Annotated in this window: 22 protein-coding genes and 1 tRNA gene; 7 read left to right on the forward strand and 16 right to left on the reverse strand. The window is 73.2% G+C overall.

Translation table 11 applies throughout. From position 1 onward, the window contains the following. Positions 1-18: 18 nt before the first annotated feature. The 7 genes from OG767_RS22865 to OG767_RS22895 form a co-directional block, all read right to left on the reverse strand. A complete protein-coding gene (locus tag OG767_RS22865; protein WP_405090441.1) occupies positions 19-729 on the reverse strand; it encodes an ABC transporter ATP-binding protein in 711 nt (236 codons plus the stop codon). After that, positions 719-1,564 (reverse strand): ABC transporter ATP-binding protein, encoded by an 846-nt coding sequence (locus tag OG767_RS22870; protein WP_374709190.1) that lies wholly within the window; start codon positions 1,562-1,564, stop codon positions 719-721. Before OG767_RS22870 ends, OG767_RS22865 begins: the two co-directional genes overlap by 11 nt. After that, the gene (locus OG767_RS22875; RefSeq protein ID WP_396771614.1) at positions 1,557-2,702 is read right to left on the reverse strand and encodes a branched-chain amino acid ABC transporter permease; all 1,146 of its coding nucleotides are present in this window, start codon (positions 2,700-2,702) and stop codon (positions 1,557-1,559) included. Before OG767_RS22875 ends, OG767_RS22870 begins: the two co-directional genes overlap by 8 nt. After that, positions 2,699-3,649 carry a branched-chain amino acid ABC transporter permease gene (locus tag OG767_RS22880; RefSeq protein ID WP_405090442.1) on the reverse strand — a complete coding sequence of 317 codons (951 nt, stop codon included), beginning with the start codon at positions 3,647-3,649 and terminating at the stop codon, positions 2,699-2,701. Before OG767_RS22880 ends, OG767_RS22875 begins: the two co-directional genes overlap by 4 nt. Positions 3,650-3,756: 107 nt before the next feature. Next, positions 3,757-4,917, reverse strand: coding sequence for a branched-chain amino acid ABC transporter substrate-binding protein (locus OG767_RS22885; RefSeq protein WP_405090443.1), 1,161 nt, complete (start codon positions 4,915-4,917; stop codon positions 3,757-3,759). Positions 4,918-5,175: 258 nt separating this feature from the next. After that, a complete protein-coding gene (locus OG767_RS22890; protein ID WP_405090444.1) occupies positions 5,176-6,363 on the reverse strand; it encodes a hypothetical protein in 1,188 nt (395 codons plus the stop codon). A 41-nt stretch (positions 6,364-6,404) separates the two neighbouring features. After that, positions 6,405-7,028, reverse strand: coding sequence for an ANTAR domain-containing response regulator (locus tag OG767_RS22895; protein WP_405090445.1), 624 nt, complete (start codon positions 7,026-7,028; stop codon positions 6,405-6,407). 81 nt (positions 7,029-7,109) lie between these two features. On the opposite strand from OG767_RS22895, the gene OG767_RS22900 reads away from it, so the two are divergent. Beyond that, positions 7,110-7,192, forward strand: a tRNA-Leu gene (locus OG767_RS22900). A 98-nt stretch (positions 7,193-7,290) separates the two neighbouring features. Further along, positions 7,291-7,974 (forward strand): transcriptional regulator, encoded by a 684-nt coding sequence (locus tag OG767_RS22905; protein WP_405090446.1) that lies wholly within the window; start codon positions 7,291-7,293, stop codon positions 7,972-7,974. Positions 7,975-8,008: 34 nt separating this feature from the next. Here the strand turns inward: OG767_RS22905 and OG767_RS22910 are convergent, their stop codons facing one another. Beyond that, on the reverse strand, positions 8,009-9,166 hold the full coding sequence (locus tag OG767_RS22910) for a trans-sulfuration enzyme family protein (RefSeq protein WP_405090447.1): 1,158 nt from the start codon (positions 9,164-9,166) through the stop codon (positions 8,009-8,011). A 102-nt stretch (positions 9,167-9,268) separates the two neighbouring features. Between OG767_RS22910 and OG767_RS22915 the strand changes: the two genes are divergently transcribed. Together OG767_RS22915 and OG767_RS22920 are read left to right on the forward strand one after the other, a co-directional pair. Beyond that, a complete protein-coding gene (locus OG767_RS22915) occupies positions 9,269-9,748 on the forward strand; it encodes an Lrp/AsnC family transcriptional regulator (protein WP_281936438.1) in 480 nt (159 codons plus the stop codon). 61 nt (positions 9,749-9,809) lie between these two features. After that, positions 9,810-10,805 (forward strand): LLM class flavin-dependent oxidoreductase, encoded by a 996-nt coding sequence (locus OG767_RS22920; protein ID WP_405090448.1) that lies wholly within the window; start codon positions 9,810-9,812, stop codon positions 10,803-10,805. 167 nt (positions 10,806-10,972) lie between these two features. Here the strand turns inward: OG767_RS22920 and OG767_RS22925 are convergent, their stop codons facing one another. From OG767_RS22925 to OG767_RS22955, 7 genes are all read right to left on the reverse strand, one after another. Beyond that, a complete protein-coding gene (locus OG767_RS22925) occupies positions 10,973-13,249 on the reverse strand; it encodes a cellulose binding domain-containing protein (RefSeq protein ID WP_405090449.1) in 2,277 nt (758 codons plus the stop codon). A 434-nt stretch (positions 13,250-13,683) separates the two neighbouring features. Beyond that, the gene (locus OG767_RS22930) at positions 13,684-14,667 is read right to left on the reverse strand and encodes a sulfite exporter TauE/SafE family protein (protein ID WP_405090450.1); all 984 of its coding nucleotides are present in this window, start codon (positions 14,665-14,667) and stop codon (positions 13,684-13,686) included. 109 nt (positions 14,668-14,776) lie between these two features. Continuing rightward, a complete protein-coding gene (locus OG767_RS22935; protein ID WP_107157525.1) occupies positions 14,777-15,247 on the reverse strand; it encodes an Rrf2 family transcriptional regulator in 471 nt (156 codons plus the stop codon). 71 nt (positions 15,248-15,318) lie between these two features. Continuing rightward, positions 15,319-16,203, reverse strand: coding sequence for an acyl-CoA thioesterase II (locus OG767_RS22940; protein ID WP_281936448.1), 885 nt, complete (start codon positions 16,201-16,203; stop codon positions 15,319-15,321). Beyond that, positions 16,200-17,648, reverse strand: coding sequence for a pyruvate kinase (gene pyk / locus OG767_RS22945; protein WP_405090451.1), 1,449 nt, complete (start codon positions 17,646-17,648; stop codon positions 16,200-16,202). The genes OG767_RS22940 and pyk overlap by 4 nt, the downstream gene beginning before the upstream one ends. 169 nt (positions 17,649-17,817) lie before the next feature. Then, a complete protein-coding gene (locus OG767_RS22950; protein ID WP_405090452.1) occupies positions 17,818-19,209 on the reverse strand; it encodes an FAD-binding oxidoreductase in 1,392 nt (463 codons plus the stop codon). 115 nt (positions 19,210-19,324) lie between these two features. Beyond that, complete coding sequence (locus OG767_RS22955) at positions 19,325-19,690, reverse strand: YciI family protein (protein WP_405090453.1); 366 nt, start codon at positions 19,688-19,690, stop codon at positions 19,325-19,327. Between the two features lie 145 nt (positions 19,691-19,835). On the opposite strand from OG767_RS22955, the gene OG767_RS22960 reads away from it, so the two are divergent. Genes OG767_RS22960 through OG767_RS22970 form a run of 3 tightly spaced genes read left to right on the forward strand, consistent with a single transcriptional unit; the run spans position 19,836 to position 24,544 of the window. Further along, positions 19,836-22,535 carry a hypothetical protein gene (locus tag OG767_RS22960; RefSeq protein WP_405090454.1) on the forward strand — a complete coding sequence of 900 codons (2,700 nt, stop codon included), beginning with the start codon at positions 19,836-19,838 and terminating at the stop codon, positions 22,533-22,535. 9 nt (positions 22,536-22,544) lie between these two features. Next, a complete protein-coding gene (locus tag OG767_RS22965) occupies positions 22,545-23,537 on the forward strand; it encodes a queuosine salvage family protein (RefSeq protein WP_405090455.1) in 993 nt (330 codons plus the stop codon). An 11-nt stretch (positions 23,538-23,548) separates the two neighbouring features. Next, a complete protein-coding gene (locus tag OG767_RS22970) occupies positions 23,549-24,544 on the forward strand; it encodes a hydroxyacid dehydrogenase (protein ID WP_405090456.1) in 996 nt (331 codons plus the stop codon). A 12-nt stretch (positions 24,545-24,556) separates the two neighbouring features. Here OG767_RS22970 and OG767_RS22975 read toward each other — a convergent pair whose 3' ends face one another. Then, positions 24,557-25,369: a glycosyltransferase family 8 protein gene (locus OG767_RS22975; RefSeq protein WP_405090457.1), complete on the reverse strand. Its 813-nt coding sequence runs from the start codon at positions 25,367-25,369 to the stop codon at positions 24,557-24,559. Positions 25,370-25,429: the final 60 nt, after the last annotated feature.

Consider the following 25,429-nt stretch of genomic DNA (forward strand, 5'->3'; position numbering starts at 1 on the left):
TTGCGAGGGGGGCGTCGGTCAGGCCACGCCGAGGTAGGCCTCTTTGACCGAGGGGTCGTGCAGCAGGTCGGCGCCGGTGCCGCTCTTGACGATCCGGCCGGTCTCCAGCACGTACGCCCGGTGCGCGCGGGCCAGGGCCTGCTGGGCGTTCTGCTCGACCAGCAGGATGGTGGTGCCCTGCTGGTTGATCTCCGTGATGATGGTGAAGATCTGCTGGATGAGCATCGGCGCGAGACCCATCGACGGCTCGTCGAGCAGCAGCAGCTTCGGCCGGCTCATCAGCGCCCGGCCGACCGCGAGCATCTGCTGCTCGCCGCCGGAGAGCGTGCCGCCGGCCTGCTTGCGCCGCTCGGCCAGCCGGGGGAACAGGTCCAGCACCCGCGCCAGGTCCTGCGCGATGCCGGCCCTGTCCCGCCGGGTGTACGCGCCCATGTCGAGGTTCTCCAGCACCGTCATGCCGGGGAAAATGCCCCGGCCCTCGGGCGCCTGGCACAGCCCGCGCCGGACCCGCAGGTCGGCCCGGAGCTTGGAGATGTCCTCACCGGCGAACTTGATGCTGCCGGTGGCGATCGGCCGGATGCCGGAGATCGCCCGCATGGTGGTGGACTTGCCGGCGCCGTTCGCGCCGATCAGCGCGACGATCTCGCCCTCGTCCACGGTCAGGCTGATGCCGTGCAACGCCTGGATCCGCCCGTAGAGCAGGCTCACGTCCTCGATCTCAAGCAGCATCGTCCGGCACCCCCAGGTACGCCGCGATCACCTTCGGGTTGTCCCGCACCTCGGCGGGCAGCCCCTCGGCGATCTTCTTTCCGAACTCCAGCACCACGATCCGGTCGGTCACGCCCATCACCAGGCGCATGTCGTGCTCGATCAGCAGCACCGTCACGCCGGTGTCGCGGATCTGCCGGATGAGCTGGAGCAACTCCTCCTTCTCCGCCGGGTTGAAGCCGGCGGCCGGCTCGTCCAGGCAGAGCAGCACCGGGTCGGTGGCCAGCGCCCGGGCGATCTCCAGGCGCCGCTGCTCGCCGTACGACAGGTTGCGGGCGAACTCGTGCATCCGGGGCAGGATGCCGACGAACTCCAGCAGGCGTTCGGCCTTCTCCCGGCCCTCGCGCTCCTCCTTCCAGTGCCGCGGCAGCCGCAGCAGCGCGGAGAGCACGCTGGTCTTGTGGTGCGCGTCCGCGCCGACCTGGACGTTCTCCAGCGCGGTCATCTCCGGGAACAGCCGGATGTTCTGGAACGTGCGGGCCATGCCCATCCGGGTGATCTGGTGGCGCTTCTTGCCGCTGATCTTCTCGCCCCGGAACCGGATCTGCCCCTCGGTGGGCTGGTAGATGCCGGTCATCGCGTTGAAGCAGGTGGTCTTGCCCGCGCCGTTGGGCCCGATCAGCCCGAGGATCTCGCCCTTGTAGAGCGTGAAGTCCACGTCGTTGAGCGCGACCACACCGCCGAAGCGCAGCGTGACGTGGTCGACCTCCAGCAACGGCTCGCGCTTGTCCACCGTCTCGACGGCGGGCGCCGCGGCCTGGGCCGGAACGGCCGGGGTCTGTTCGGTGTCACTCACCGACGATCACCTCCTTGCGACGGTCCTTGAACTCCGCCGCTCGTCGCCGGTTCGGGATGAGGCCCTGCGGCCGGAAGATCATCATCACCACGAGCACCAGACCGAAGAAGAGGAACCGGTACTCGTACAGCTCGACGCCGAACAGCTCGATGCCGCGGAACCGCTCGATCATGTACGCCACCAGGCCGCCGCCGACGATCGCGCCGACGATGTTGCCGGAGCCGCCGAAGATGACCGCGGCCAGGATGATGATCGAGTTGAGCAGCTCGAAGTTCTGCGAGTTGACGAAGTTCTGCTTGCCGGCGAACAACGCGCCGGCCAGGCCGGCGATCGCCGCGCCGGAGGCGAACGCCCACAGCTTGAACTTGAACGTCGGCACACCCATGAGCTGGGCCGCGTCCTCGTCCTCCCGGATCGAGATCCAGGCCCGGCCGACCCGGCTGTGGGTCAGGTTCCGCACCCCGATCACCACCAGGATGATCAGCGTGAGCACCAGCCAGTAGTAGGGGCGGGCGTCGAGCACACCGAAGAACGGCTTGCCGTCGGCGTACTTGCCGGGCGGGTGCGGGATCTGGTTGAAGCCCCGCTGCCCCTTGAGGAACTCGGAGCTGACCGCCGCGATCCGGATCATCTCGGCGAAGCCGAGCGTCACCAGCGCCAGGTAGTCGCCGCGCAACCGCAGCGTCGGCGTACCAAGCATGACGCCGGAGACCATGGTCAGGGCGATCGCGATCGGCACCACCAGCAGCCACGGCCACAGCGTCTTGATGTTGCTGCTCGGCGACGTCAACACCGCGACCGTGTACGCGCCGACCGCGAAGAAGCCGAAGTAGCCCAGGTCGAGCAGGCCGGCGAAGCCGACCACGATGTTCAGCCCGACCGCCAGCAACACGTAGATCGAGACGGTGAAGAGCACCTGGGTGAAGTTCGCCCCGGGCGTCGGGATCGGCCCGAGGTACTGGTAGAACTCCTTGTTCGGCAACGCGTAGAAGAACACGATCACCGCGGCCAGCAGCACCCAGCGCACCCAGCGCGGAGCGTGGTGCCAGCGGTTCGCGACCGCCTCGCGGCCGTGCCGCAGCCGTACCCCGATCCCCTCCTGCTGCTCCGGGGTCGGCGGATTCACCGTCGTCGTCATGCGCGTGCCCTCCCCAGTGATTCGCCCAGCAGACCGGTCGGCCGGAACATCAGCAGCACGACCAGCACCGCGAACGCGGCGAAGTCCTTCCACTGACTGCCGAACAGGCCCGAGGCGTAGTTCTCCACGACGCCCAGCAGCAGGCCGCCGATCAGCGCGCCGCGGAGGTTGCCGATGCCACCGAGCACCGCCGCGGTGAACGCCTTGAGGCCCAGCAGGAACCCGACGCTGTAGGTGAGCGTCTGGATCCGGACGTCGTAGAGCAGGCCCGCGACACCGGCCATGGTGCCGCCGGCGATGAAGACCATCAGGATGATCCGGTCCTTGTTGACGCCCATCAGCGCCGCCGTGTTGGCGTCCTGGGCCACCGCCCGGATACCGCGGCCGGTGCGGCTGCGGTTGATGAACTGGTCCAGCGCGAACATCATCACCAACGCCGCGCCGATGGTGAGCAGCTGGATGCTGTCGATCGGCACGCCGGCGATGTGGAACAGCGGCTTGGAGCTGACCAGCGACGGCGCGCCCTGGGGCAGGCGTCGGGTGTAGACGCCGAACGCCTCGGAGATCGCGATCGAGGCGCCGATCGCGGTGATGAGGAACGCCAGCGGCGGCGCGTTGCGCTTGCGCAGCGGCCGGTACGCCACCCGCTCGATCACCGTCGCGGTGCCGGCCGAGGCGATGGCCGCCACGATCATCGCCACCAGCAGATAGAACAGGATCGAGCCGACGCCGCTGACCTGCGAGTCCTGGTCGAGACCGAAGCCGTTCCAGGTCCAGATCGCGGCGAACGCGCCGGCGATGAAGACCTCGGAGTGGGCGAAGTTGATGAGCCTGAGCACGCCGTAGACAAGCGTGTAGCCGAGCGCGACCAGGGCGTAGATCGCGCCCTGCGTCAGGCCGGTCGTGGTGAGTTCCCCGAAGTTGGAGAACAGTCCGTCGAAGTTCAAGGGAGGGACGCTCCGTCGCTGAAGAGAAAAAGGGGGTGCGGCCGGGAGCCAGCTCCCGGCCGCACCCGCGATTCACAACTCAATCGCCAGTCGCAGCGATCGACCGATCAGGACTTGGGGATCTCCTGGTCCGGGACGACCTTGCCGCCCTGCACCTTGAACGCCCAGACCTTGACCTGCGCCGGGTCCAGCTCGCCGCCCTCGACGAACTTGTAGCTGGCCGCCACGCCCTCGCCGCTGTAGCCCTTCACGAACTCCAGCAGGTCGGCGCGGGAGGACTTGCCGGCCTTGATGCCCGCCAGCAGGATGTTCGCCGCGTCGAACGCGGTGTCGCTGTAGGTGCCCGGGTCGGCGCCGTTGAGCGCCTTGTAGTCGGCGGCGAAGGTGCCGCGCGCCTCGGTGGACGGCTGGCAGGGGCAGGTGAGGATGGTGCCCTCGGCAGCCGCCGCGCCGGCGGAGGTGATGTACGCGCCGTCGTTGACGCCGTCACCGGCGACCAGCGGGGCGGTGACGCCGGCAGCGGTGAGCTGCTTGCGGATCAGGCCGGCCTCCTGGTAGTAGCCACCGTAGAAGACCGCCTTGACGTTCGCGGCCTTGACCTTGGTGACCACGGCGGAGAACTCGACCTGCTTGCCCTCGCCCTGGACCTTGTCACTGCCCACGGCCGCCGGGCCGAGCACCTTCTTGACCTCGTCGGCCAGGCCCGCGCCGTACGCCGACTGGTCGTCGATGACGTAGACCCGGTCGGCCTTCATCACGTTCTTGATGTAGTTGCCGGCGGCCGGGCCCTGGCTGAAGTCGTTGCCGACCGCGCGGAAGAACGTCTTCCAGCCCTGCTCGGCGAGGCTGGGCCGGGTCGCGGAGGGGGTGATGGTGACCAGGCCGGCCTCGCTGAACAGCGGACCGGCGGCCTCCGACTCGCCCGAGTAGGCCGGACCCACCACGCCGAGGATCTTGGCGTCGTCGATCGCCTTCTGGGCCAGCTGCGGCGCCTGGTCCGGGCTGCCCTGCGAGTCGAGCTCGGCGAGCTCCACCTTGCAGTCGGCGTTCTCCTTGTTGTACTTGTCGACCGCCAGCTTGACGCCGTTCTTCTCGTTGATGCCCAGCGCGGCCGAGCTACCGGTCAGCGCGCCGAAGAAAGCGATCTTGCTCCCGCAGGCGCTGCCCCCGGACGCTTCGTCGTCGCTGCCGCTGGAACAAGCGGTACCACCGGCGACGAGCGCCAGCATGGCGACCCCGCCGATCACGCGTGCGAGCTTCTGCCTCAAGGCCCGAACCCTCCTCCGTCCATGGTCCGAACCACCCGCTGCTGATTGGCACTTGCGGGGGCGGACGAACCAGACCGTCGTCGCCGGTCTGGGCCGGGACGTTATCCCACCGGCCAGCGGTGGCGTAAGACCCGGAAAGCGGGGTTGACCGAACCGTTACACGCCGTGGCGGATTCCCGACGCTTCCCGTAAGAACCGAAGGCGGCGCACGGCGTTCACCGAGGTTTCATCGGTAACGGGTCAACCCGCCATCACCCGCTACTCATCGACGGCCGGCAACGCCGCCCACCAGGCACGGGAGCTTTTCCCGTCGTCGGCGACCACAAGCAATCCGGCATCACCGGCGGCCACCGCCAGCGCGGCGTCCCCGCGGTCCGGCACCGACGCCGGGACGATCACCGGCCGCCACGACGCGCCACCGTCACCCGAAATCCACAGCCGCCGATCCGCGCCGTCCCCGGTCGCCGCGAGCAGCCGGCCGTCGACGCCCACCAGACCCGCCACCGACAGCACCCCGGGACCGGCCGCGCCGAACCCGCCCACCCGCTGCCAACCGTCCGACGACCCCGCCGGCGCGCGCCACACCGCGAAGCCGTCCCGGACCGGACCCACCACGGTCGGCGCGCCGTCGCGCACCACCACCCGCTCCGCCGCCCCGCCGCCCGCCGACACCGGCAGCGCCGACCGCCGCCACGACCGGCCATCCACCGACGACCAGGCCAACGGCATCAGGGCGGCGCCGCCGGTCGGCAGCAACGACCCCACCACCAGCCAGCCGGAACCCACCGCCACCGCGTCGTACGCCGTCGTCCGGCCCCGGGCGTCGCCGGCCAGCTCCGGCACCCCGGCGCGCAGCACGAACCCGCCGGCATCCGGCGACGACCACACCGCCGCCCCGTCGGCGCGTGCCCCGGCGATCAACCAGCCCGCCGGCCCGGCCGCCAGCCGCGCCGCGCTCACCGCGCGCGGCCCGCCGAACAACTCGAACGCCGCCGGCACCTCCCGCACCGGCCCGCCCGGACGCCACACCCACGTTCCGGTACGCGGATTGCCGTGCACGCCGCCCGTCTTCGCGCCGAGCGCCGCCATTCCGTCGTCGCGGCAGGCCACCGCGTAGAGCACGTGCTGCCGGCCGTAGAACGTCTGCGCGCGCACCGGCAACGCCGACCAGCTCAGCCCGTCCGCGCTGGACCAGGCCGCCGGCCGGGTCTCCCCCGCGCCGTCGACCAGCCCGCCGACCGCGTACCAGCGGCTCCCGCAGTGCGCCGCGTCGCGCAGCAGCGGCCGACCCGCGACGCCCACCGGCACGGGCAACTCGACCGCCCGCCAGGCCGGGCGCACCGGGGCCGGATCAGCGGGCCGCTCCGGCGTCGACCGGCAGGCGGTCAGCAGCACCGCCACGCCGGCGACCACGGCGAAGACCGACCTGAGGCGCGGAGAAGGCATGCATCCGATCCTATCGATCGGTCGCTCCCCCGCCCCTTGGGTCAGGAGGCGGGTTGCTGCGCCACCTCGCCGCCGGCGGTCTCCGCGAGGATCCGCTCGGCGACCTCCTTCATGGTCATCCGGTGGTCCATCGCGGTGCGCTGGATCCACTTGAACGCCTGCGGCTCGGTCATGCCGTACGTCGTCATCAGCGCGCCCTTGGCCCGCTCGACGGTCTTGCGGATCTCCAGCCGGTCGGTGAGGCCGGCCACCTCCGCCTCCAGGGCGGAGATCTCCGAGTAGCGGGACAGCGCGATCTCCACGGCCGGCACCAGGTCGCTCTTCTGGAACGGCTTGACCAGGTACGCCATCGCGCCGGCCGCCCGGGCCCGCTCGACCAGGTCACGCTGGCTGAACGCGGTCAGGATGATCACGGGGGCGAGGCGCGCGCCGGCGATCCGCTCGGCGGCGGCCAGCCCATCCATGATCGGCATCTTGATGTCGAGGATGACCAGATCGGGCTTGAGCTCCTCGGCGAGCTTGACGGCGGTCTCCCCGTCGCCGGCCTCGCCGACCACCTCGTAGCCCTCCTCGACCAGCATCTCGGCCAGGTCCAGCCGGATCAGCGCCTCGTCCTCGGCGATCAGAACGCGCTTGCGCTCCGCATCCGTCTGCATCTCGCCCACGAGCCACTCCCACCATCGATCTCGGCACGGTCACCACCCATGCTCCCGCATGAGCCTAGTCGGGTACAGTTACCCCACCCCGCCGGGATGGTGGAACGGCATACACGGAAGTCTCAAACACTTCTGCCCGAAAGGGCTTGCGGGTTCGAATCCCGCTCCCGGCACTTTTGTCATACACCTGTTCGAGGATGCTGCTGTGCATCCTCCCGAGATGCGGGCACGAGCCCGCGCCCTTCGCGCCCGGGGTCGCAACATCCGTTCCGTGGCCCGCAGCCTCTCCCTGCCGTACACCACAGTCTGGCACTGGTGCGTCGACCGGCCTGAACCGGCGATCTTCGGCAGCGCGGTCCGGTGCTTCCGTTGTCGCCCCGACCAGGAAGGTCCGCTCGATCAGGCTGCCTACGCCTATCTGCTCGGGCTCTACCTGGGAGACGGCCATCTGGTCACCACCGACCGAACGCCGGTGCTCCGCATCTATTGCGCGGATGCCTGGCCGAACCTGATCGACCTGTGCGACGCCGCGATGCGCGCCGTCCTGGCCAACAAGGTGCAGCGCATCCAGAAGCGAGGTTGTGTCGCCGTGCAGAGCACCGCACTTCATTGGCCGTGCCTGTTCCCCCAGCACGGGCCCGGCAAGAAGCACGAGCGCCCGATCGTCCTCGCCGACTGGCAACGCACCCTCGTCGAGGCGCACCCGGGTGATTTCCTGCGCGGGCTCTTCCACTCCGACGGCTGCCGTTTCGCCAACCGGGTCGTCGTTCGCGGGAAGGAGTACGTCTATCCCCGCTACATGTTCTCCAACCGCTCCGCAGACATCATGGCGCTGTGCCAGTGGGCCCTCGACCTGCTCGGCATCGCCTGGCGGATGAACCTGCCGTGGTCCCTGTCCGTCGCGCGCCGGGAGGCGGTCGCCGCGCTGGACCGGCACGTCGGCCCGAAGTCCTGACCGGACGCCCGCACGGGCGCGCGAGCGGCGCGCGTCAGATGGACGCCAGCGCCCGCGCCAGATCGGCCCGCAGGTCCTCCGGGTCCTCCAGCCCGACCGAGACGCGCAGCAGCGCGCCGCTCGGCTTGGCGTCGCCCTCGACCGGCCGGTGCGTCAGTGACGCCGGGTGCTGGATGAGCGTGTCGACGCCGCCGAGCGAGACGGCGTGGGTGATCAGTTCGCAGGCGCCGGCGACCGTGGCCGCGGCGGGCGCGCCGCCGCGTACCTCGAAGGCGAGGAGGCTGCCGCCGCCGGACATCTGGCGGCCGACCAGCCCGGCCGGGTCGTGCCGGGACGGGTGGTGGACCCGTTCGACGGCGGGGTGGCCGGCGAGCCAGGCGGCGAGCTTCTCGGCGCCGGCCTGCTGGGCGCGGACCCGCAGCGGGAGGGTCTGGAGGCCGCGGTGCAGCAGGTACGCGCCGAGCGGGTGCAGGACGGCGCCGGTGACGGCGCGCACCTGGCGCAGCCGGGCGGCCCAGTCGGGCGCGCAGGCGACGACGCCGGCGAGGACGTCGCCGTGGCCGCCGATGCTCTTGGTGGCGCTGTGCAGGACGAGCGCGGCGCCGTGCCGGGCGGGCTGCTGGAGTACGGGTGTGGCGACGGTGTTGTCGACGAGCAGCGGGACGTCGCCGGCGGCGGTGGCGAGCGCGGCGATGTCGACGAGGTCGAGCGTCGGGTTGGCCGGGGTCTCCACCACGACGAGCGCGGTGTCGGGGCGGATCGCGGCGGCGACGTCGTCGGCGCGGGCCCAGGTGACCTCGGTGCCGAGCAGGCCGGTGGCGAGGACGTGGTCGGTGCCGCCGTAGAGCGGGCGGACGGCGACGACGTGGCGCTTGCCGTCGCGGGTGGCGGCGAGCAGGGTGGCGGTGAGCGCGGCCATGCCGCTGGCGAAGGCGACCGCTTCGGCGGTGCCTTCGAGGTGGGCGAGCGCGGTCTCGAAGCGGGCCACGGTGGGGTTCCAGAGCCGCTGGTAGACGGCGCTGCCGCCGGCCGGGAGCGGGTTGCCGGTGGCGAGCGTCTCGTAGTCGTCGCCGCCGCCGGCGACCGAGGGCAGCGGGTTGGTGGTGGAGAGGTCGATGGGCGGGACGTGGACGCCGAGCCCGGCGAGGTCGTCACGCCCGGCGTGCACGGCTGCGGTGTCCACGGCGGTCATGCCGGGAAGCGTCGAACATGACGACGGGTCAGGGCAAGGGAACCGAAGAAGATTCTGATGATCTCGCTTTCGTCCGGAGCTTGTTCGGTGGAGGATGTCGGCATGCCTCTCGCACCGAATGATGTACGGCCGTTCTCCGCCCTCGACGACGTCGACCGCGCGATCCTCACCGAGCTGACCGCGGACGGCCGGCTGCCGAACAACGCGCTCGCCGAGCGGGTGGGGGTGGCGCCGTCGACGTGTCTGACGCGTACCCGGGCGCTGCGGGAGTGCGGGGCGATCCGCGGGTTCCACGCCGAGGTGGACCCGGCGGCGGTGGGCCTTCCGTTGCAGGCGTTGGTGTCGGTGCGGTTGACCGCGCACGAGCGGGCCGCGGTGGACGCGTTCCGGGCCCGGTCGGTGCGGCTGCCCGGGGTGGTGTCGGTGTTCCACGTGGCCGGCGCGGAGGACTACGTGCTGCACGTGCGGGCGGCGTCCGGGGACGCGTTGCGGGACTTCGTGCTCGACCATCTGGCGGTCGATCCGGCGGTGCAGCACACCCAGACCAGTCTGATCTTCGAGCAGGCGCGGGGTATGGGCTGACCCACCCGACGGAACAATTCCGGCACCGGGCGGGTTGCACCAGTTCGTGATCGACGTACCGATGTCTGTTCTTGACCTTGCCCCGGTGGCGGCGACCGGCAACGCCGGTGAGGCGCTGCGGCACACCACCGAGCTGGCCCGCCGCACCGAGGAGCTGGGCTACCGCCGGTTCTGGGTGGCCGAGCACCACAACATGCCGGCGATCGCCAGTTCGGCGCCGGCGGTGCTGCTCGCGCACCTGGCCGCGCACACCAGCACGATCCGGTTGGGCTCGGGCGGGGTGATGCTGCCCAACCACGCGCCGCTGGTGGTGGCCGAGCAGTTCGGCACGCTCGACGCGCTGCACCCGGGTCGGATCGACCTGGGCATCGGGCGGGCGCCCGGCACCGACCAGGGGACCGCGCTGGCGTTGCGCCGCACCATGGAGGGCCTGTCCGCCGAGCACTTCCCGCGCGAGCTGGCCGACCTGATGAACTACTTTTCCGGGGCCGAGCCGGGTCCGATCACCGCGACGCCGGGGCGCGGGCAGTCGCCGCAGGTGTGGCTGCTCGGGTCGAGCGGCTTCAGCGCCCAGCTCGCCGGCCTGCTCGGGTTGCCGTTCTCGTTCGCGCACCACTTCAGCGCGCAGAACACCGTCCCGGCGTTGCAGCTCTACCGGCAGCACTTCCGGCCGTCGCAGTGGCTGGACCGGCCGTACGCGATGGTGGCGGTCAACGCGGTCTGCGCGGAGACCGACGAACGGGCGGAGTGGCTGGCCGGGCCGGCCGGGCTGTCGTTCCTGAAGCTGCGGTCGGGGCGGCCGGAGCCGCTGGTCACGCCGGAGGAGGCGGCGGCCTATCCGTACTCCGCGCTGGAGCGGGAGTTCGTGGCGCAGCGTCGCGACGGTCAGGCGACCGGTTCGCCGGAGACGGTGGCCCGGCAGCTCGGGACGCTGCTGGAGCGCACCGGCGCGGACGAGCTGATGCTGACCGCGATGGTCTACGACGTGGACGACCGGGTCCGCTCGTTCGAGCTGATCGCCGAGAAGGTGGCCGGTGGCCTGCGCCGCGAAGGCTGAAACACGCTCTTCATAGCCACGTCACCGCAGCGTCGCGTGGGACGCATAGCTTTGTCCCCGGTGGTGGTACGGCATTCCCGGTCGGGACGGGTCGGGAATGCTGCGGTGTGGTGCACCGGGTCGCCGGCTGAGCGGATTCCGCGGCCGGCGACCCGGTGCCTGCCGTTTCAGCGCAGGTAGATGTTCGGCGCGGCCGGCGTGCTCATGCCGTCCCCGAGGTGGAAGCCCGGGTGCGGCGGCTGGTTGTAGGCGGTGTTCTGCCAGGCGACGGCGACCCGGTACTGCGGGTCGTGCATCAGCGTCGGCAGGCGCAGGCCGGTGGTGACCGGCGTGCTGTAGACGCGCAGCGCCGAGCTGTCGGCGGTGCGCCAGACCACTTCCTCGCGCCAGTCGCCGAGAAGGTCGGCGGAGAGCGCCGGGGTGGACTTGGTGCCGTTGTTGGACGCGACGTTGCTGCCGGTGAGCAGTCGCGTCTCGCCACCGGTGCCGTACTTGTCGATCTTGGTGCCGTCGAGCAGCTCGCGGACCGGGTCGCCGTCCCACCAGATCAGGAAGTTGGCCGAGGACGGCTTGCGGCCGACGTTCTGCCCGCGCGTGTTGAGCAGGCCGTCGACCGCCGAGGACCAGGACTCCGCGCCGGGGCTGCCGGCCCAGATGTCGTCGGAGACGCCGCGACCGTTGTCGCCGTTCGGCGCGGTCTGCCAGAGGAGCTGTCCGGTACGCGCGTCGGACATCCACGAGCTGGGCTTGCTGCCGTCCTCGTCGACCTTGAAGACCTCCAGGCCGGCGCGGGACGGGTCGAGGTCGCCGACGTGCAACGCGTCGCCGTGCCCGTTGCCGGTCGAGTAGAGCAGCCGGCCGTTGTCGTCGATGGTGGCGGCCCCGTACACGATCTCCTGACGGCCGTCGTTGTCCACGTCGGCCACCGAGAGCTGGTGGTTGCCCTGACCGGCGGCGGCGCCGTTGCCGGAGGCGTTGGAGTCGAACGTCCACCGCTTGCGCAGCGTGCCGTCGCGGAAGTCCCAGGCGGCGATCACCGCGCGGGTGTAGTAGCCGCGCGCCATGATCAGCGAGGGGCGCTGCCCGTCCAGGTAGGCGGTGCCGGCGAGGAACCGGTCGACCCGGTTGCCGTACGAGTCGCCCCAGGACGAGACCGTGCCGCGCGGCGGGTCGTAGTCGACGGTGGACAGCGCCGCGCCGGTGCGCCCGTCGAACATGGTCAGGTACTCCGGGCCGGCGAGCACGTAGCCGCTGGAGTTGCGGTGGTCGGCCGAGGACGAGCCGATCACCTGGCCGGTGCCGGAGCGCGAGCCGTCGGCGGTCTTCATGGCCACCTCGGCGTCCCCGTCGCCGTCGTAGTCGTACACCTGGAACTGGGTGTAGTGGGCGCCGGCGCGGATGTTGCGGCCCAGGTCGATCCGCCACAGCCGGGCGCCGGTCAGGGTGTACGCGTCGACGTAGACGTTGCCGGTGTAGCCGGACTGGGAGTTGTCCTTGGCGTTGGACGGGTCCCACTTGAGCACGAACTCGTAGCGGCCGTCGCCGTCGAGGTCGCCCACGCTGGCGTCGTTGGCCGAGTAGCTGTACGCCTCGCCGCTCGGCGTGGTGCCGCCGGGCGGGGCCTGGATCGGCACGTCCAGGTAGCCGTTGGCGAACTGGAGCGCCGGGGCGGACGCCGCCTGCTCGGCGCCGTTCACCACGGCCCGCACGGTGTACGCGGACCCGGCCGCCGCGCCGCCGTCCAGGTAGCTGGTGGCGCCGGTGATCGGGCTCGCGTTGACCTTGGTGGCGCCGCGGTAGAGGTTGAACGACACGCCCGAGGTCTCGGTGCCGAGCAGCCGCCAGGAGACCAGGTTCCCGCTGCCGGAGCGGACGCTGACCAGCCCCCGGTCGAGCTTCTCCATCTGCTTCGCGCCGGCCGGCGGCGTGGTGGGCGGCGGGGTGGTGGGAGGCGGGGTGGTGGGCGGCGGCGTCGTGGGCGGCGGAGTGGTCGGGCCGGACGTCGTCGGCGTCGCGGTCGGGGACGCGCCGGTGCACGTGGTGCCGTTCAGCGTGAACGTGGTGGGGGCCGGGTTGCTGGCGTTGTTCCAGGAGGCGTTGAATCCGAAGTTCGCGGTGCCACCGGTGCCGATGGCGGCGTTGTAGCCGGCGTCGCGGGCGGTGACCTGGACGCCGGACTGGCTGACCGTGGCGTTCCACGCCTGGGCGACCTGCTGACCGGCGGCGAAGCTCCAGCCGAGCGTCCAGCCGTCGACCGGGTCGCCGAGGTTGGTCACGGTGACGTCGGCGCCGAAGCCGCCGCCCCACTGGTTGGTGATCCGGTAGTCGACCCGGCAGGCGGCGGCCGCCGCCGAGGCGGTGACGGTGGTGAGCACGCCGGCCGCCAGCGTGGCCGCCGAGACCGCGGCGAGCAGGGCGAGCCGGCGTGAGGTGGTGTGGTGCACGGGGGTTGCCTTTCGCGAAGGTCGGGCACGCGGCGACGCCGGCCTGCCCGGACCGGCGGGAGTGTGCACGTGCGCTGACGCGACGGGAACGTCGACGCATCGACGTTGATGATTAGGCTCCGCGCTCCGCCAGCGTAGCCACCACCGCGCACCCCCACAAGCACGCCACGCCCCGGCGAAACCTCGCCCGCCATTTCGACCACGGAGAGTGACGTCCCGGCACCACAACGCGCGGGACGGCGATATACCACTGAGGCATAATTATGACGGAGAGGTATATCGCGCGCGAGCGCATCCGCCCCGGGCCGGCGACACGCCGACAAACGCGGCGCGGGCCGCCCGGGACGCCGCGCGTCAGCGACGCCGGCGGCTCAACCCCCGACGCGGGAGGCTCAACCCCCGACGCGGGAGGCTCAACCCCCGACGCGGGAGGCTCAGCCCTCGACGGCGGCGGCGAGCGGCCGGGGCTCCCCCGCCTCGACCGACGGAGCCGGGGCGTCGGCCACCGCGGCCGACGGGGTCGGCGCCGCGGCGAGCGCCGCCTCGGCCGTGGCCCGGGCCCGGCGGGCGCGACGCAGCGCGCGTACCGCCAGCGTCATGGCGACCAGCCAGCCGGCGCCGAGCACGGCGTAGACCAGGGCCGGCACCGGGCCGCCCAGCTCGCCGGCGCGCAGCAGGGTGCGGGCGTTGGTCAGCACGATCACGCCGCCGATCACGGCGCCGAGCACCTGGGCGGGCACGATGCGGACCAGCCAGGCCGCGATCGGCGCGGCGATCAGGCCGCCGATCAGCAGCGCGGCGACGGTGGGCAGCAGGAAGCCCTCCGAGCCGAGGCCGATCAGGAAGCCGACGCTGGCCGCGCCCGCCACCACGAACTCGGAGGTGTCCACCGAGCCGATGACCTTGCGAGGCTCCATCCGGCCGGAGACCAGCAGCGCCGGGGTGGCGACCGGCCCCCAACCGCCACCGCCGGTGGCGTCGACGAAGCCGGCGACCAGCCCGAGCGGGGCCAGGAAGCGGCTACGCAGCCGGCCGGCGGCCCGGTTGGCGCGCAGCGGCCGGGAGAAGCGGATGAGCAGGTACGCGCCGAGGGTGAACAGGATGGCGGCCATCCACGGGGCGGCCGACTCGGTGGAGATGGAGCTGAGGAACGTGGCGCCGGCGAACGCGCCGATCGCGCCGGGCAACGCGATCCGGCCGACCACCTTCCAGTCGACGTTGCCGAAGCGCCAGTGCGAGACGCCGGCGGCGAGCGTGGTGCCGATCTCGGCCAGGTGCACCGACGCGGAGGCCGCGGCCGGCGCGACACCGGCGAAGAGCAGCAGCGTCGAGGACGTCAGCCCGTACGCCATGCCGAGCGCGCCGTCGACCAGTTGCGCGAGGAGCCCGACGAGGGCGAGTACCAGCAGCTTGCGCACGAGCGCCCCCTGACTTTTCGGTATCTCCTATCAACTTGGTCGACAATGCGGCACGGAGGCACCCCGGGTCAAGTCCCCCATCCGGTTGGTGGGACACGCCGGACGGCCGTCAGCTCCAGGCGCGCGGGTCGGCGGCCAGCTCGTTGACCCGGGCGGGCAACGTGCCGGTGGCCACGTCGGCGATCGTGACCAGCTCCAGGATCTCCCGCTCGCTGGCCCGAAGCGCGATCCACACGTCCTGCAACGCGCGGGCCGCGCCCTGGTAGCCGAGTTGCTCCGGGCGGTGGCCGCGGACGTGCGCCAGCGGCCCGTCGATCACCCGGATCACCTCGGCCAGGGAGATCTCCCCGGCCGGACGGGCCAGCCAGTAGCCCCCCTCGGGGCCCCGCTGGGCGTGCACGATGCCGCCCCGGCGGAGCTGGAGCAGGATGCTCTCCAGGAACTTCGGCGGGATGTCCTGCGAGCGGGCGATCTGCTCGGCGGTCACCGGCCGGCTCCGCCCGGCGGCCGTGCCCTCGGCGACCGAGGCCAGCTCGGCAGCCGCACGGAGGGCATAGTCGACCCGGGCGGAGAGACGCATGCCGGCAAGGTTAGTCGCCTGTTCAGCCGCCCGGTCTCCCGACCCTCGGCCGAACGGTCACGGCCGCCGGGTCAGCCACCCACCCGGCGCAGCAGCCCCTCCTGCACGGCGCTGGCGATGTGCCGGCCGTCGGTGGTGAACATCCGGCCGGTGGCCAGGCCCCGGGCACCCGACGCGGACGGGCTCCAGCAGTCGTAGAGGAACCACTCGTCGGCGCGGAACGACCGGTGGAACCAGAGCGCGTGGTCGAGGCTCGCGCCCACCACCCCGCCCGGCCCCCACACCTCGCCGTGCACCGACAGCACCGAGTCGAGCAGCGTCAGGTCCGAGGCGTACGTCAGCGCGCAGGCGTGCAGCAGCGGATCGTCCGGCAGCTTCCCGTCGATGCGCATCCAGACCCGCTGGTGCGGCTCGGCCGGGCGGTCGCCGGGGCGTACCCAGCCGGGCTCGCCGACGTACCGGACGTCGATCGGGCGCGGGATCTGCCCCCAGATGCCGAGCCGCTCCGGGTAGCGGGACAGCCGGTCGGTCATGGTGGGCACGTCGTCCGGGCCGGGCACGTCGGGTGGGAGCGGGGCGTGGTGGTCCAGCCCCTCCTCCTGCCGTTGGAACGACGCCGACATGAAGAAGATCGGCTTGTCGTGCTGGAGCGCCACCGAGCGGCGTACCGAGAAGGACCGGCCGTCGCGGACGTTCTCCACCTGGTAGTCGATCGGCTCGGCCGGGTCGCCGGGCCGCACGAAGTAACCGTGCAGGGAGTGCACGGCCCGCTCCGGGCCGACCGTGCGGCCGGCCGCCACCAGCGCCTGACCGGCGACCTGGCCTCCGTAGACCCGCTGCGGGCCCACCTGCGGGCTCATCCCGCGGAAGGCCATCTCGCCGGTCTGCGCGAGGTCCAGCACCTCCAGGAGCTGGTCGACGGCGGCCTGCCCGGTCGCCACCGGAGCGTCACTCATTGAAGAGCCCGGGCCGCCGCGGCGTCGACGAGCGAGCCGAGCTGGTGCACGCGCAGCGTGTTGGTGGAGCCGGGGGTGCCGGGCGGGCTGCCGGCCACGATCACCACGTAGTCGCCCGGGTTGGCCCGGTTCAGGCCGAGCAGCGCCTGGTCGACCTGGCGGAACATGTCGTCGGTGTGCTGCACGAACGGCATCAGGAACGTCTCCACGCCCCAGCAGAGCGCGAGCTGGTTGCGCACCTCCGGCACCGGCGTGAACGCCAGCAGCGGCAGGTCGCAGTGCAGCCGGCTGAGCCGCTTGACGGTGTCGCCGGTCTGCGAGAACGCCACCATGGCCTTGGCGCCGATGGCGCGGGCGATCGACGACGCGGCGACGGTGAGCGCGCCGCCGTGCGTACGCGGGTCGTGCTGGAGCCGGGGCACGGCGATGGAGCCGGCCTCGGTGGTGGTGACGATCTTCGCCATGGTGCTGACGGTGAGCACCGGGTACTTGCCGACGCTGGTCTCGCCGGAGAGCATCACCGCGTCCGCGCCGTCGAGCACGGCGTTGGCCACGTCGGAGGCCTCGGCGCGGGTCGGGCGGGAGTTCTCGATCATCGAGTCGAGCATCTGGGTGGCCACGATGACCGGCTTGGCGTTCTCCCGGCAGAGCTGCACGGCGCGCTTCTGCACCAGCGGGACCTGATCCAGCGGCAGTTCCACGCCGAGGTCGCCGCGGGCGACCATGACGCCGTCGAAGGCGAGCACGATCGCCTCCAGGTGGTCGACCGCCTCCGGCTTCTCGACCTTGGCGAGCACCGGGCGACGGACGCCCTCCTCGTCCATGATCGAGTGGACGAGCTTGATGTCGTCCGGCGAGCGGACGAAGGAGAGCGCCACCAGGTCGACGCCGAGGCCGAGGGCGAAGCGCAGGTCCTCGGCGTCCTTGTCGGACATGGCCGGGACGCTGACCGCCACGTTCGGCAGCGAGACGCCCTTGTTGTTGGAGACCGGGCCGCCCTCGGTGACCAGGCAGCGGATGTCGTTGCCGGTGACGTCGCTGACCTCGACCGCGACCCGGCCGTCGTCGATCAGCAGCCGGTCGCCCGACTTCACCTCCTGCGGCAGCTTGCGGTAGGTGCAGGAGACCCGCTCCTTGGTGCCGACGATCTCGTCACTGGTGATCACCACGGAGTCGCCGGTGCGCCACTCGTGCGGACCGTCGGCGAAGCGCCCGAGCCGGATCTTGGGGCCCTGGAGGTCGGCGAGCACGGCGACCGGCTGCCCGGCGGCCTCGGCCGCCTCCCGGACCATCCGGCAGACCGACTCGTGGTCGGCGTGACTGCCGTGACTGAAGTTGAGCCTCGCCACGTTCATGCCGGCCTCGACGAGCCCCCGGATGCGCTCCGGGGACGAGGTGGCGGGGCCGAGAGTGCAGACAATCTTCGCGCGGCGTGTCACGCCCATCAGGCTAGTCTCTCCTCCGGGTCGGCTCACCAGCCGACCCCTTGCGGACTTGCGGAACAGTTGTCCAACGATGCGCGAACAAACGCGCGGGCGGGCGGTAGGCCTACCGCACCGGAACGTCGTGTGGCGGGCATCGGCGACCGCGCGGCGGAAATCGTACCGCCCGTCGTCACCGCCCGACGCGGGGTCCGGGCCGGTCGGCCGGCGGCAGCGTGGGCACGGCGGAGAACACCTCGTGCGGGTCGTACCGGCGCCTGGCCCGGCGCAGCCGGTCCCAGTTCGGCCCGTAGGCGAGCCGGACCCGGTCGGTCTCCTCCGGTGCGAGCAGGTTCGGGTAGCCGCCGGGCAGCGCGTGCGGCGCCAGCGCCGCCGCGGTGCGCTCGGCCCACGCCCGGTGCGGCGCCGGGTCCCCGCCCGGCGTCCAGACCGCGATGATCTCGACCAGCAGGTGGTCGGCACGCAGCCCGAACGCGGTCCCGCCGACCGGCACCCGGGCCGCCGCGCCGTGGAAGTGGTGCAGCGCGATCGCCGAGAACGGCGAGCTGACCGCGCCGGCCGCCGCGGTCAGCGCGGCCACCACCGGCTCGTCCACCCCGGCCAGCCACCGGGTCCGCAGCAGGTAGTGGTTGCCGTCGGCCATCCCGCCGTCGAACAGGCGCAGCGCGTCCTCGTACGCCAGCGGGCCGACCTGGTCGACCAGCGGCGTGCCGAGCGCGCGCAGCCGGTCCACCGCGGCCCGGCCCGCCGCCGGGTCGTCGCCGCCGACGAACGGGGCGAGGAAGACCACCGGTTCGCCGGCCGGGCCGGGCAGGAAACCGGCCATCACGGTCACCTCGTCCGGCGCGTCCCGCACCACGTCGGCGTAGCCGCGCAGCACCGCCGTCGCCTGGTCGAGCGGGAACAGCAGCATGCCGGCGAGCACGGTGGCCAGCGGGTGCGTGCGGTAGCGCAGCGCGGTGGCCACGCCGAAGTTCCCGCCGCCGCCACGCAACGCCCAGTACAGCTCGGGTTCGTGCGCCGGGTCGGCGGTCACCAGCCGGCCGTCGGCGAGCACCACCTCGGCGCCGAGCAGGTTGTCCAGCGCCAGCCCGTACCGGCCGCAGAGCGGGCCGTAGCCGCCGGCCATGGTCAGCCCGGCCATCCCGACCGCGCGCACCACGCCGGTGGGGACGACCCGGTCGTACGGCCGCAGGGCGGCCAGCACGTCACCGGCCGTCGCCCCGCCGCCCACGGTGACCACGCCGGCGCCGGGGTCGACGTCCACCCGGCGCAGCGCGGTGAGATCGACGACCAGTCCGCCCTGGCGCAGCGCCCGGCCGGCCCAGTCGTGGCCGCCGGCCCGGACCGACAGCGGCAGGTGGCAGCGCCGGGCGACGCGGACCGCCAGGGCGACCTCGGCGGCGTCGTGGGTGCGGGCCACCAGCGCGGGGACCGCGCCCGGCGCGCCGTTCCAGAGCCGCACGGCGGCCGGGAAGCCGGCGTCGGCCGGGGTGAGCAGGCGGTCGCCGAGCGCCGCGCGGAGCAGGTCGGTGGCGCGCGGGACATCCGGGGCGGAGGTCATGGCGGACTCCTCGGCCGACCCCGGGCCGGCGGGCGCCGGACGTGCCGGGGTCGCTGCGTGGGCCGGACCGTAGCACCGACCCGGGGCGGCCCGCCGTCGCCCGCGCGACAGTCCCTCAGCTCTCCGCCTTGATCAGCGGGAACTCCAGCGAGCCGGCCGGGCAGAGGAAGGTCAGCACCTCCACCCGGTAGAGCCCGGCCTGCACCGCCGGGTCGGCCTCCATGACGCTGCGTACGTCGTCCACCGAGCCGGTCCGGGCCAGCCCGAAGCCGATCGGCGGGTCGGGTTCCCGGGCCGGCCCGTCCACCGAGCCGTCGATCAGCACGATGCCGCGCCGCTGCAACGCCTGCATGTGCCGGAGATGCTCGGACTGCAACCGCTGCACGGTCTCCTCCGGCAGCGCCCGGCCCGAGGGTCCCGGGTAGAGCACGATGCACTCGTAGGTGTCCAACGCGAAGTCGAGCCGGGGCGTGGCGCCCATGCGCACCTCCTGACCGCCGTCGCGTCCAGCCTCGCACGGGGTCGCGTCACCGCGGGGTCGCTCGCCGCAACTGCCCGGGTCACCGCCGGAACCGGGCGTTCGTCCCGCCGTTGCCAGCACCTTCGGGGCATTGATATCTTTCCGCGTGCACATCGCCCGGGGCTCGGCCGCGGCCGCCTCACCGTGGTTGGCCGGCCCGCCGGGCGACGCCGACGTCGACCCGGAGCCGTCCTCACTGGGTCAGGCCCTCCGCTGGTTCGCGACCCGTACGCTCACCGAGTTCGTGACGCGCTACACGCCGCGCTTCCGGGTGCCCCGCGTCTTCGCCGGATTCCCGGTGCAGGCGGACGTGCACGCCGACCTCGCCCACGTCCTCGGGCTGCTGCACGCCGGCGGGGTGACCCGGCTCGCCGGCACGCCGATCGACGACGCGTTGCTGACCGTGCTCGGCGCGGTCGACGGCGAGCGGACCCACACGTTCGCCTCCTACCGGGTGGCGGAGACGCTGCGCCGGTTCGGCCCGTGGGCGGACAACGCGCTGCTCCCCCGGCTGCCGCCGGAACGGCGGGAGCACCTGCGGGCCGCCGTGGACACCGGGCCGCACGAGAGCTGGCTGGACGCCCGCACGCCGCGCAACTACGCGGCGGTGCTGGCCCGGTGCGAGCACGCCCGGGCGGAACTCGGGCTGCCGGTGGACGCCGCGGCGCTGGACGACCTGGTCCGCCGCACCCGCGACCTGATCGAGGAGACCCCGGGTCGGCAGTTGGACGACTCCACCGACGGCTCCGGCCGCTTCGACATCTACGGCCCGGCCCTGTATCCGGTCGCCGAGCCGCTGGCCGCCCGGATCGGCCCGGCCTGGGCGGCGGGCGCCCGCGACGCGCTCGCCCTGGTGGATCTCGTGGTGACCGACAGCGGGAGCGCCGTCGCCTGGGGCCGCTCCGCCGGGGCGCTGGCCCGCTGCCTCACCGTCGAACTGGCCGGGCTCGTGGCGCGTCGTCCCGAGCTGTCCCCGACCGGCCGCGACGAGTGGGCGGCCCGGGCCCGCGACGCGTTCGACGCGCTCCGCCCCTGGTTCGACCAGGGGCTGATCCAGGCCCACCGGCACCGGTCGACCTACGCGTACCGGGGTCCGGCACGGCGGCTCCAGATGACCCTCGACTGCCTCGGCAAGCTGCTGGACGCGGCGAACTCGCTGGACTCCGTCCCGATGCCGGGCCCGACGCCCCGCCGGCCGCGCGACGCGGTCTTCTTCTTCGACCGCGCCCGCCACGCCGGCGTCTGGTCGTACCGCTCGGCGCAGACCGCGTTCGTCCTGCCGCTTGTCGGGTCCACCGTCTCGGACTACCTGCCCGCCCCGCAGTGGCCCGGCCTGTTCGAGGTGCCGGTGGACAGCGCCCTCGCCACCGGCGTGCCGGTGGCGGTGCAGGACGGGCGTACGGTCGTGCCCGCCGGCCGGCCCGACCGGGTGGTCCACCGGCCGGGCGGCCTGGAGGTGGTCCACCACCGCTGGCAGGAGCCCGGAAGGCGGCAGACACCCGCCGACCTCCCGCCGGTGCCCGCGACGCGTCACGCCCGGTACGAGGTGCGCGGCCGGACCCTGCACGTGCACGAGGAGCTGCGCTTCGACCGGCCGCCGGAGGCGGTCGCGCTCCAGGTGACGGAGGCGGCGGCCCGGCCGCTGCGGGTCGAGTTCGGCGTCGGCCCGGCGGACGTGGTCACCACCGTCGAGGTGGCGGGCGTGTCGGCCTACCGCAGCTACTTCGGCGAGCTGCCGGTCGTGCACCAGGTGGAGGTGGCGCCGGCCAGCCGGATGTCGTTCACCTGGTCGGTGACGCCCAAGCTGCGGGTGGCCAGCTCGGCGTACGGCCACCACTACGACGCCCTGCTCTACGGTCCGCTGCGGGACCGGGTGCACGAGGTGGCGCTGGGCCGCGGGCAGCTCGACCGGCACCGGGAGATCCTGGCCGACGTCGACGTGTTCCACCTGCACTGGCCGGAGCGGCTGCTCCCGGCGGAGCTGGCCGGGCACCTCGCGCTGATCGACGCGATCCGGGACCGCGGGGTACGGCTCCTGCTCACCCAGCACAACCTCACGCCGCACGACCGGCAGCCGCGGTGGCGGCCGGTCTACCAGGCCTGGGCGGCGGCCGCCGACGGCGTGGTGCACCACAGCGCGCGCGGCCGGGACCGGGCGCGCGACGTGCTGCCCTACCCGGACGACGCCCGCCACTGGGTCGTTCCGCACGGGCACTTCGGCGACCTGATGACCGACATCCGCGCCGACGACCGGGCCCGTACCGAGCGGGAGTACGGCCTGCGCCCGGGCGCGCTGCGGCTGGGCGTGATCGGGGCGCCCCGCCCGGAGAAGGACACCGCGCTGGTCATCGACGCGGTGGCCGCGTCCGCCCGCGACGACATCGAACTGCTGGTCCTCTCCGGCACCCCGGAGCTGCCCCGGTCACCGGACCCCCGGATCCGGGTGGTGCCCTACGACCTGGTGCCCCGCCGCGAGTACAACCGGCGGCTCGCCGCGATCGACGTGCTGGTGCTGCCGTTCCGCGACGGCGAGATGCTGGCCACCGGCACCGTGGCCGACGCGATCGGGCGGGGGCTGCCGGCGCTGGTGTCGCCGTGGCCCTTCCTCACCGAGATGCTCGGCGGGTCCGCCATCCCGTACGGCCGCACCCGGGAGGACCTGACCCGCTGCCTGGACTCGCTGGACGACGCCCGCCTCGACCGGGCCCGCGCCGCGAGCGGGCGGCTGCGCGCCACGTACGACTGGGCCCGGGTGGCGGAGTCGCACCTCGCCGCGCTGGAGTCCCTGGGTCCCGCGAAGCTCTGAGGAGAGTGGATGACCGACCAGACCACCGACCGGACCGCGTCGCCGGACCACACCGTCGACCACCCGGCCGCGCTGCGCGTCGCCGCCGCCTCGGTGGCGGCCCGGGCCACCCACGCCCGGCCGTCGGCGCGCCCGGTCGACGCCGGCTACCTCGACGAGCTGCGCCGCCAGCCGCCGGTGGAGTCCGGGCTGGCCCGGCTGCCGGACGAACGGACCCGGATCGGCTTCGTGATCGTCCGCGACGCCGTCAACTTCGGCTCCGGCCTGCACCCGCACCTGGTGAAGCTGCCCGGCCTGTCCGGCGCCCGGACCATCGGCCAGCTCCTGCTCGACCGGGTGCGCCGGGACGGCGTGCCGACCCCCGCGTACCTGGCCGGGCTGGACGGGCGGGCCTGCGCGGAGATGTTCGGCCAACCCACGCGGGGTCCGGCGTTCACCCTGATGACCATGTTCGCCACCGCCTGGAACGAGCTGGGCGCGTACACCGGGGACCGGTTCGGTGGGGAGTACCCGGCGCTGGTGGAGGAGGCGGCCGGGTCGCCGACGGCGATGGTGGCGATCCTGGCCGGGATGCCGCACTGGCGGGACGTCTCCCGCCACGGCGACCTGGACGTGCCGTTCCACAAGCGGGCCCAGCTCGCGACGTACGGCCTGTCGTTGTGCCACGACCCCGGCGGCGCGCGACGGTTCACCGACCTCGGCCGGCTGACCGCGTTCGCGGACAACCTCATCCCGCACGTGCTGATCGAGGACGGGCTGCTGGAGATCGACGCGGAGCTGGCCGACTCGCTGCGGGCCGGCCGGCCGTTGGCGCACGGCAGCCCGGCGGAGGTCGAGCTGCGGGCCGCGGCGGTCGAGATCTGTGAGCGGCTGGCCCACCGGGCGGCGGCGGCCGGCGACCCGGTGCACCCGGTGGAGCTGGCCAGCCTGCTGTGGAAGAAGGGGCAGCAGCCGCGCTACAAGGCCCGGCCCCGGCCCCGCAGCGTCAGCTTCGCCTACTGAGGAGGACGCGGATGCTCCCGGCCGCCCTGCTGATGCGCGCGGACCTGCCCGACCAGCTCTTCACCCCCACCAGCCGGGCCCGGCTGGACCGGCTGGTCAGCCTCCCCCCGGCCCCCTGGACCGGCTGGTCCGACGCCACCCCGGCGGCGCTGCGCCGCACCGAGCTGCTGCTGACCGGCTGGGGCTGCCCACGCCTCGGCGTGGCGGAGCTGGCCGCCATGCCCCGCCTGCGGGCGGTGGTCCACACCGGCGGCTCGGTCAAGGAACTGCTGGACCCGGCGGTGTGGGAGCGCGGCGTCCGGGTCACCACCTCGGCGCGGGCCAACGCGGTGCCGGTCGCCGACTACACGGTGGCGATGGTGCTGCTGGCCGGCAAGAACGTCCTCGCCGCCGCCGACCGCTACCGGCGCAGCCTGGACCGCCGCGCCCTGCTCACCGGTTACCCGGCGACGGGCAACGCGGACCGGACGGTGGGCCTGGTCGGCGCGTCCCGGGTCGGTCGGCTGGTGGCGGCCCGCCTGTCGGACCTGGGCTTCCGGCTGCTCTGCCACGACCCGTTCCTGGAACCGGACGACGCGGAGCGGCTCGGGGTACGCCCCGTCGAGCTGGCGCACCTGCTCCGGGAGTCGTCGATCGTCAGCCTGCACGCCCCGCTCACCCCGGAGACGGCCGGGATGATCGACGCGGCCGGGCTGTCGCTGCTGCCCGACGGCGCCACCCTGATCAACACCGCCCGGGCCGGGCTGCTGGACCAGGAGGCGCTGCTCGGGCACCTGCGTACGGGCCGGCTCTCCGCCGTGCTGGACGTGACCGACCCCGAGCCGCTGCCGCTGGACCATCCCCTGCGCGCCCTGCCGAACGTGCTCGTCACCCCGCATGTCGCCGGCGCGCAGGGCAGCGAGCTGCGCCGGCTCGGCGACCAGGCGGTGGAGGAGGTGGACCGGTTCGTCCGCGGCCTGCCGGCGGCGGATCCGGTCCTGGTGGAGCGGTTGCCGTTCCTCGCCTGAGCCGGGGTCGCCTCAGCCGTCCAGCTCCGCGCGGTACTTCCAGTAGCGCCGGCCGAACTCGCTGAAGTCGGGGAACTCGTCGGTCCAGAACTTCTTCGGCCCGACGCAGTGCACCAGGGACGCCTGCGCCGGGTCACCGCCGTAGACCGGCTCCAGCCGCCAGCCCATCATGTGGTTCCACCGGTGCGACAGCCGCAGCCAGCGTCCGAACAGGACGTGGTTCAGCGCGTCCTGGTCGGGGTAGCGCGCGGCGTCCGCGTGCCGCTCGATGTAGTCGAGCGCGCGGCCGGTGACGTCCGCGTCGCGCCACCGCGCGAGGTCGATCAGCAACATGCCGGAGTTGAAGTAGGGCGCCTGCGGGTCCAGCGCGGCCTCCTCCCGCAGCCCCGGGAGCGCGCCCCCGTCGGCCAGCCGCCGGGTGTACGCGTCGCGCACCGCACCGACCACCGCCTCGCCGAGCGCGACGTCGGCGAGCCCGGCCAGCGACCCCGTGCAGAGCATGTCGCAGTCGAGGTAGACCAGCCGGTCCAGCTCGACGGGCACCAGCCAGGGCAGGAACAGCCGCAGGTACATGCCCTGGGAGATGTGTCGCGCGCTGTCCCGGGTGGACAGCGGCAGGTGCGCGACCCGGTCCACCGGCCGGAAGCGCACCTCGCCGCGGTCGCCGACCTGCCGGCGGACCGCGTCGCGCAGGTCCGCCCCGAGGTCGTGATCGGTGACCAGCCAGAAGGTGGGCGTCGCCAGCGCGCCCTCGCGCAGGATGCTCTCGATGAGGACCCGTGCGTGCGGCACGTACGCCTCGTCGAAGCCGAGTCCGAAGTGCACCGCGTTCCCATCGTCGTCCGGGCGCACCCGGCGGTGGCGCCGCTGCCAGCTTCGGGCACG

This window comes from Micromonospora sp. NBC_01392 (assembly GCF_045040125.1).
GTDB lineage: Bacteria > Actinomycetota > Actinomycetes > Mycobacteriales > Micromonosporaceae > Micromonospora.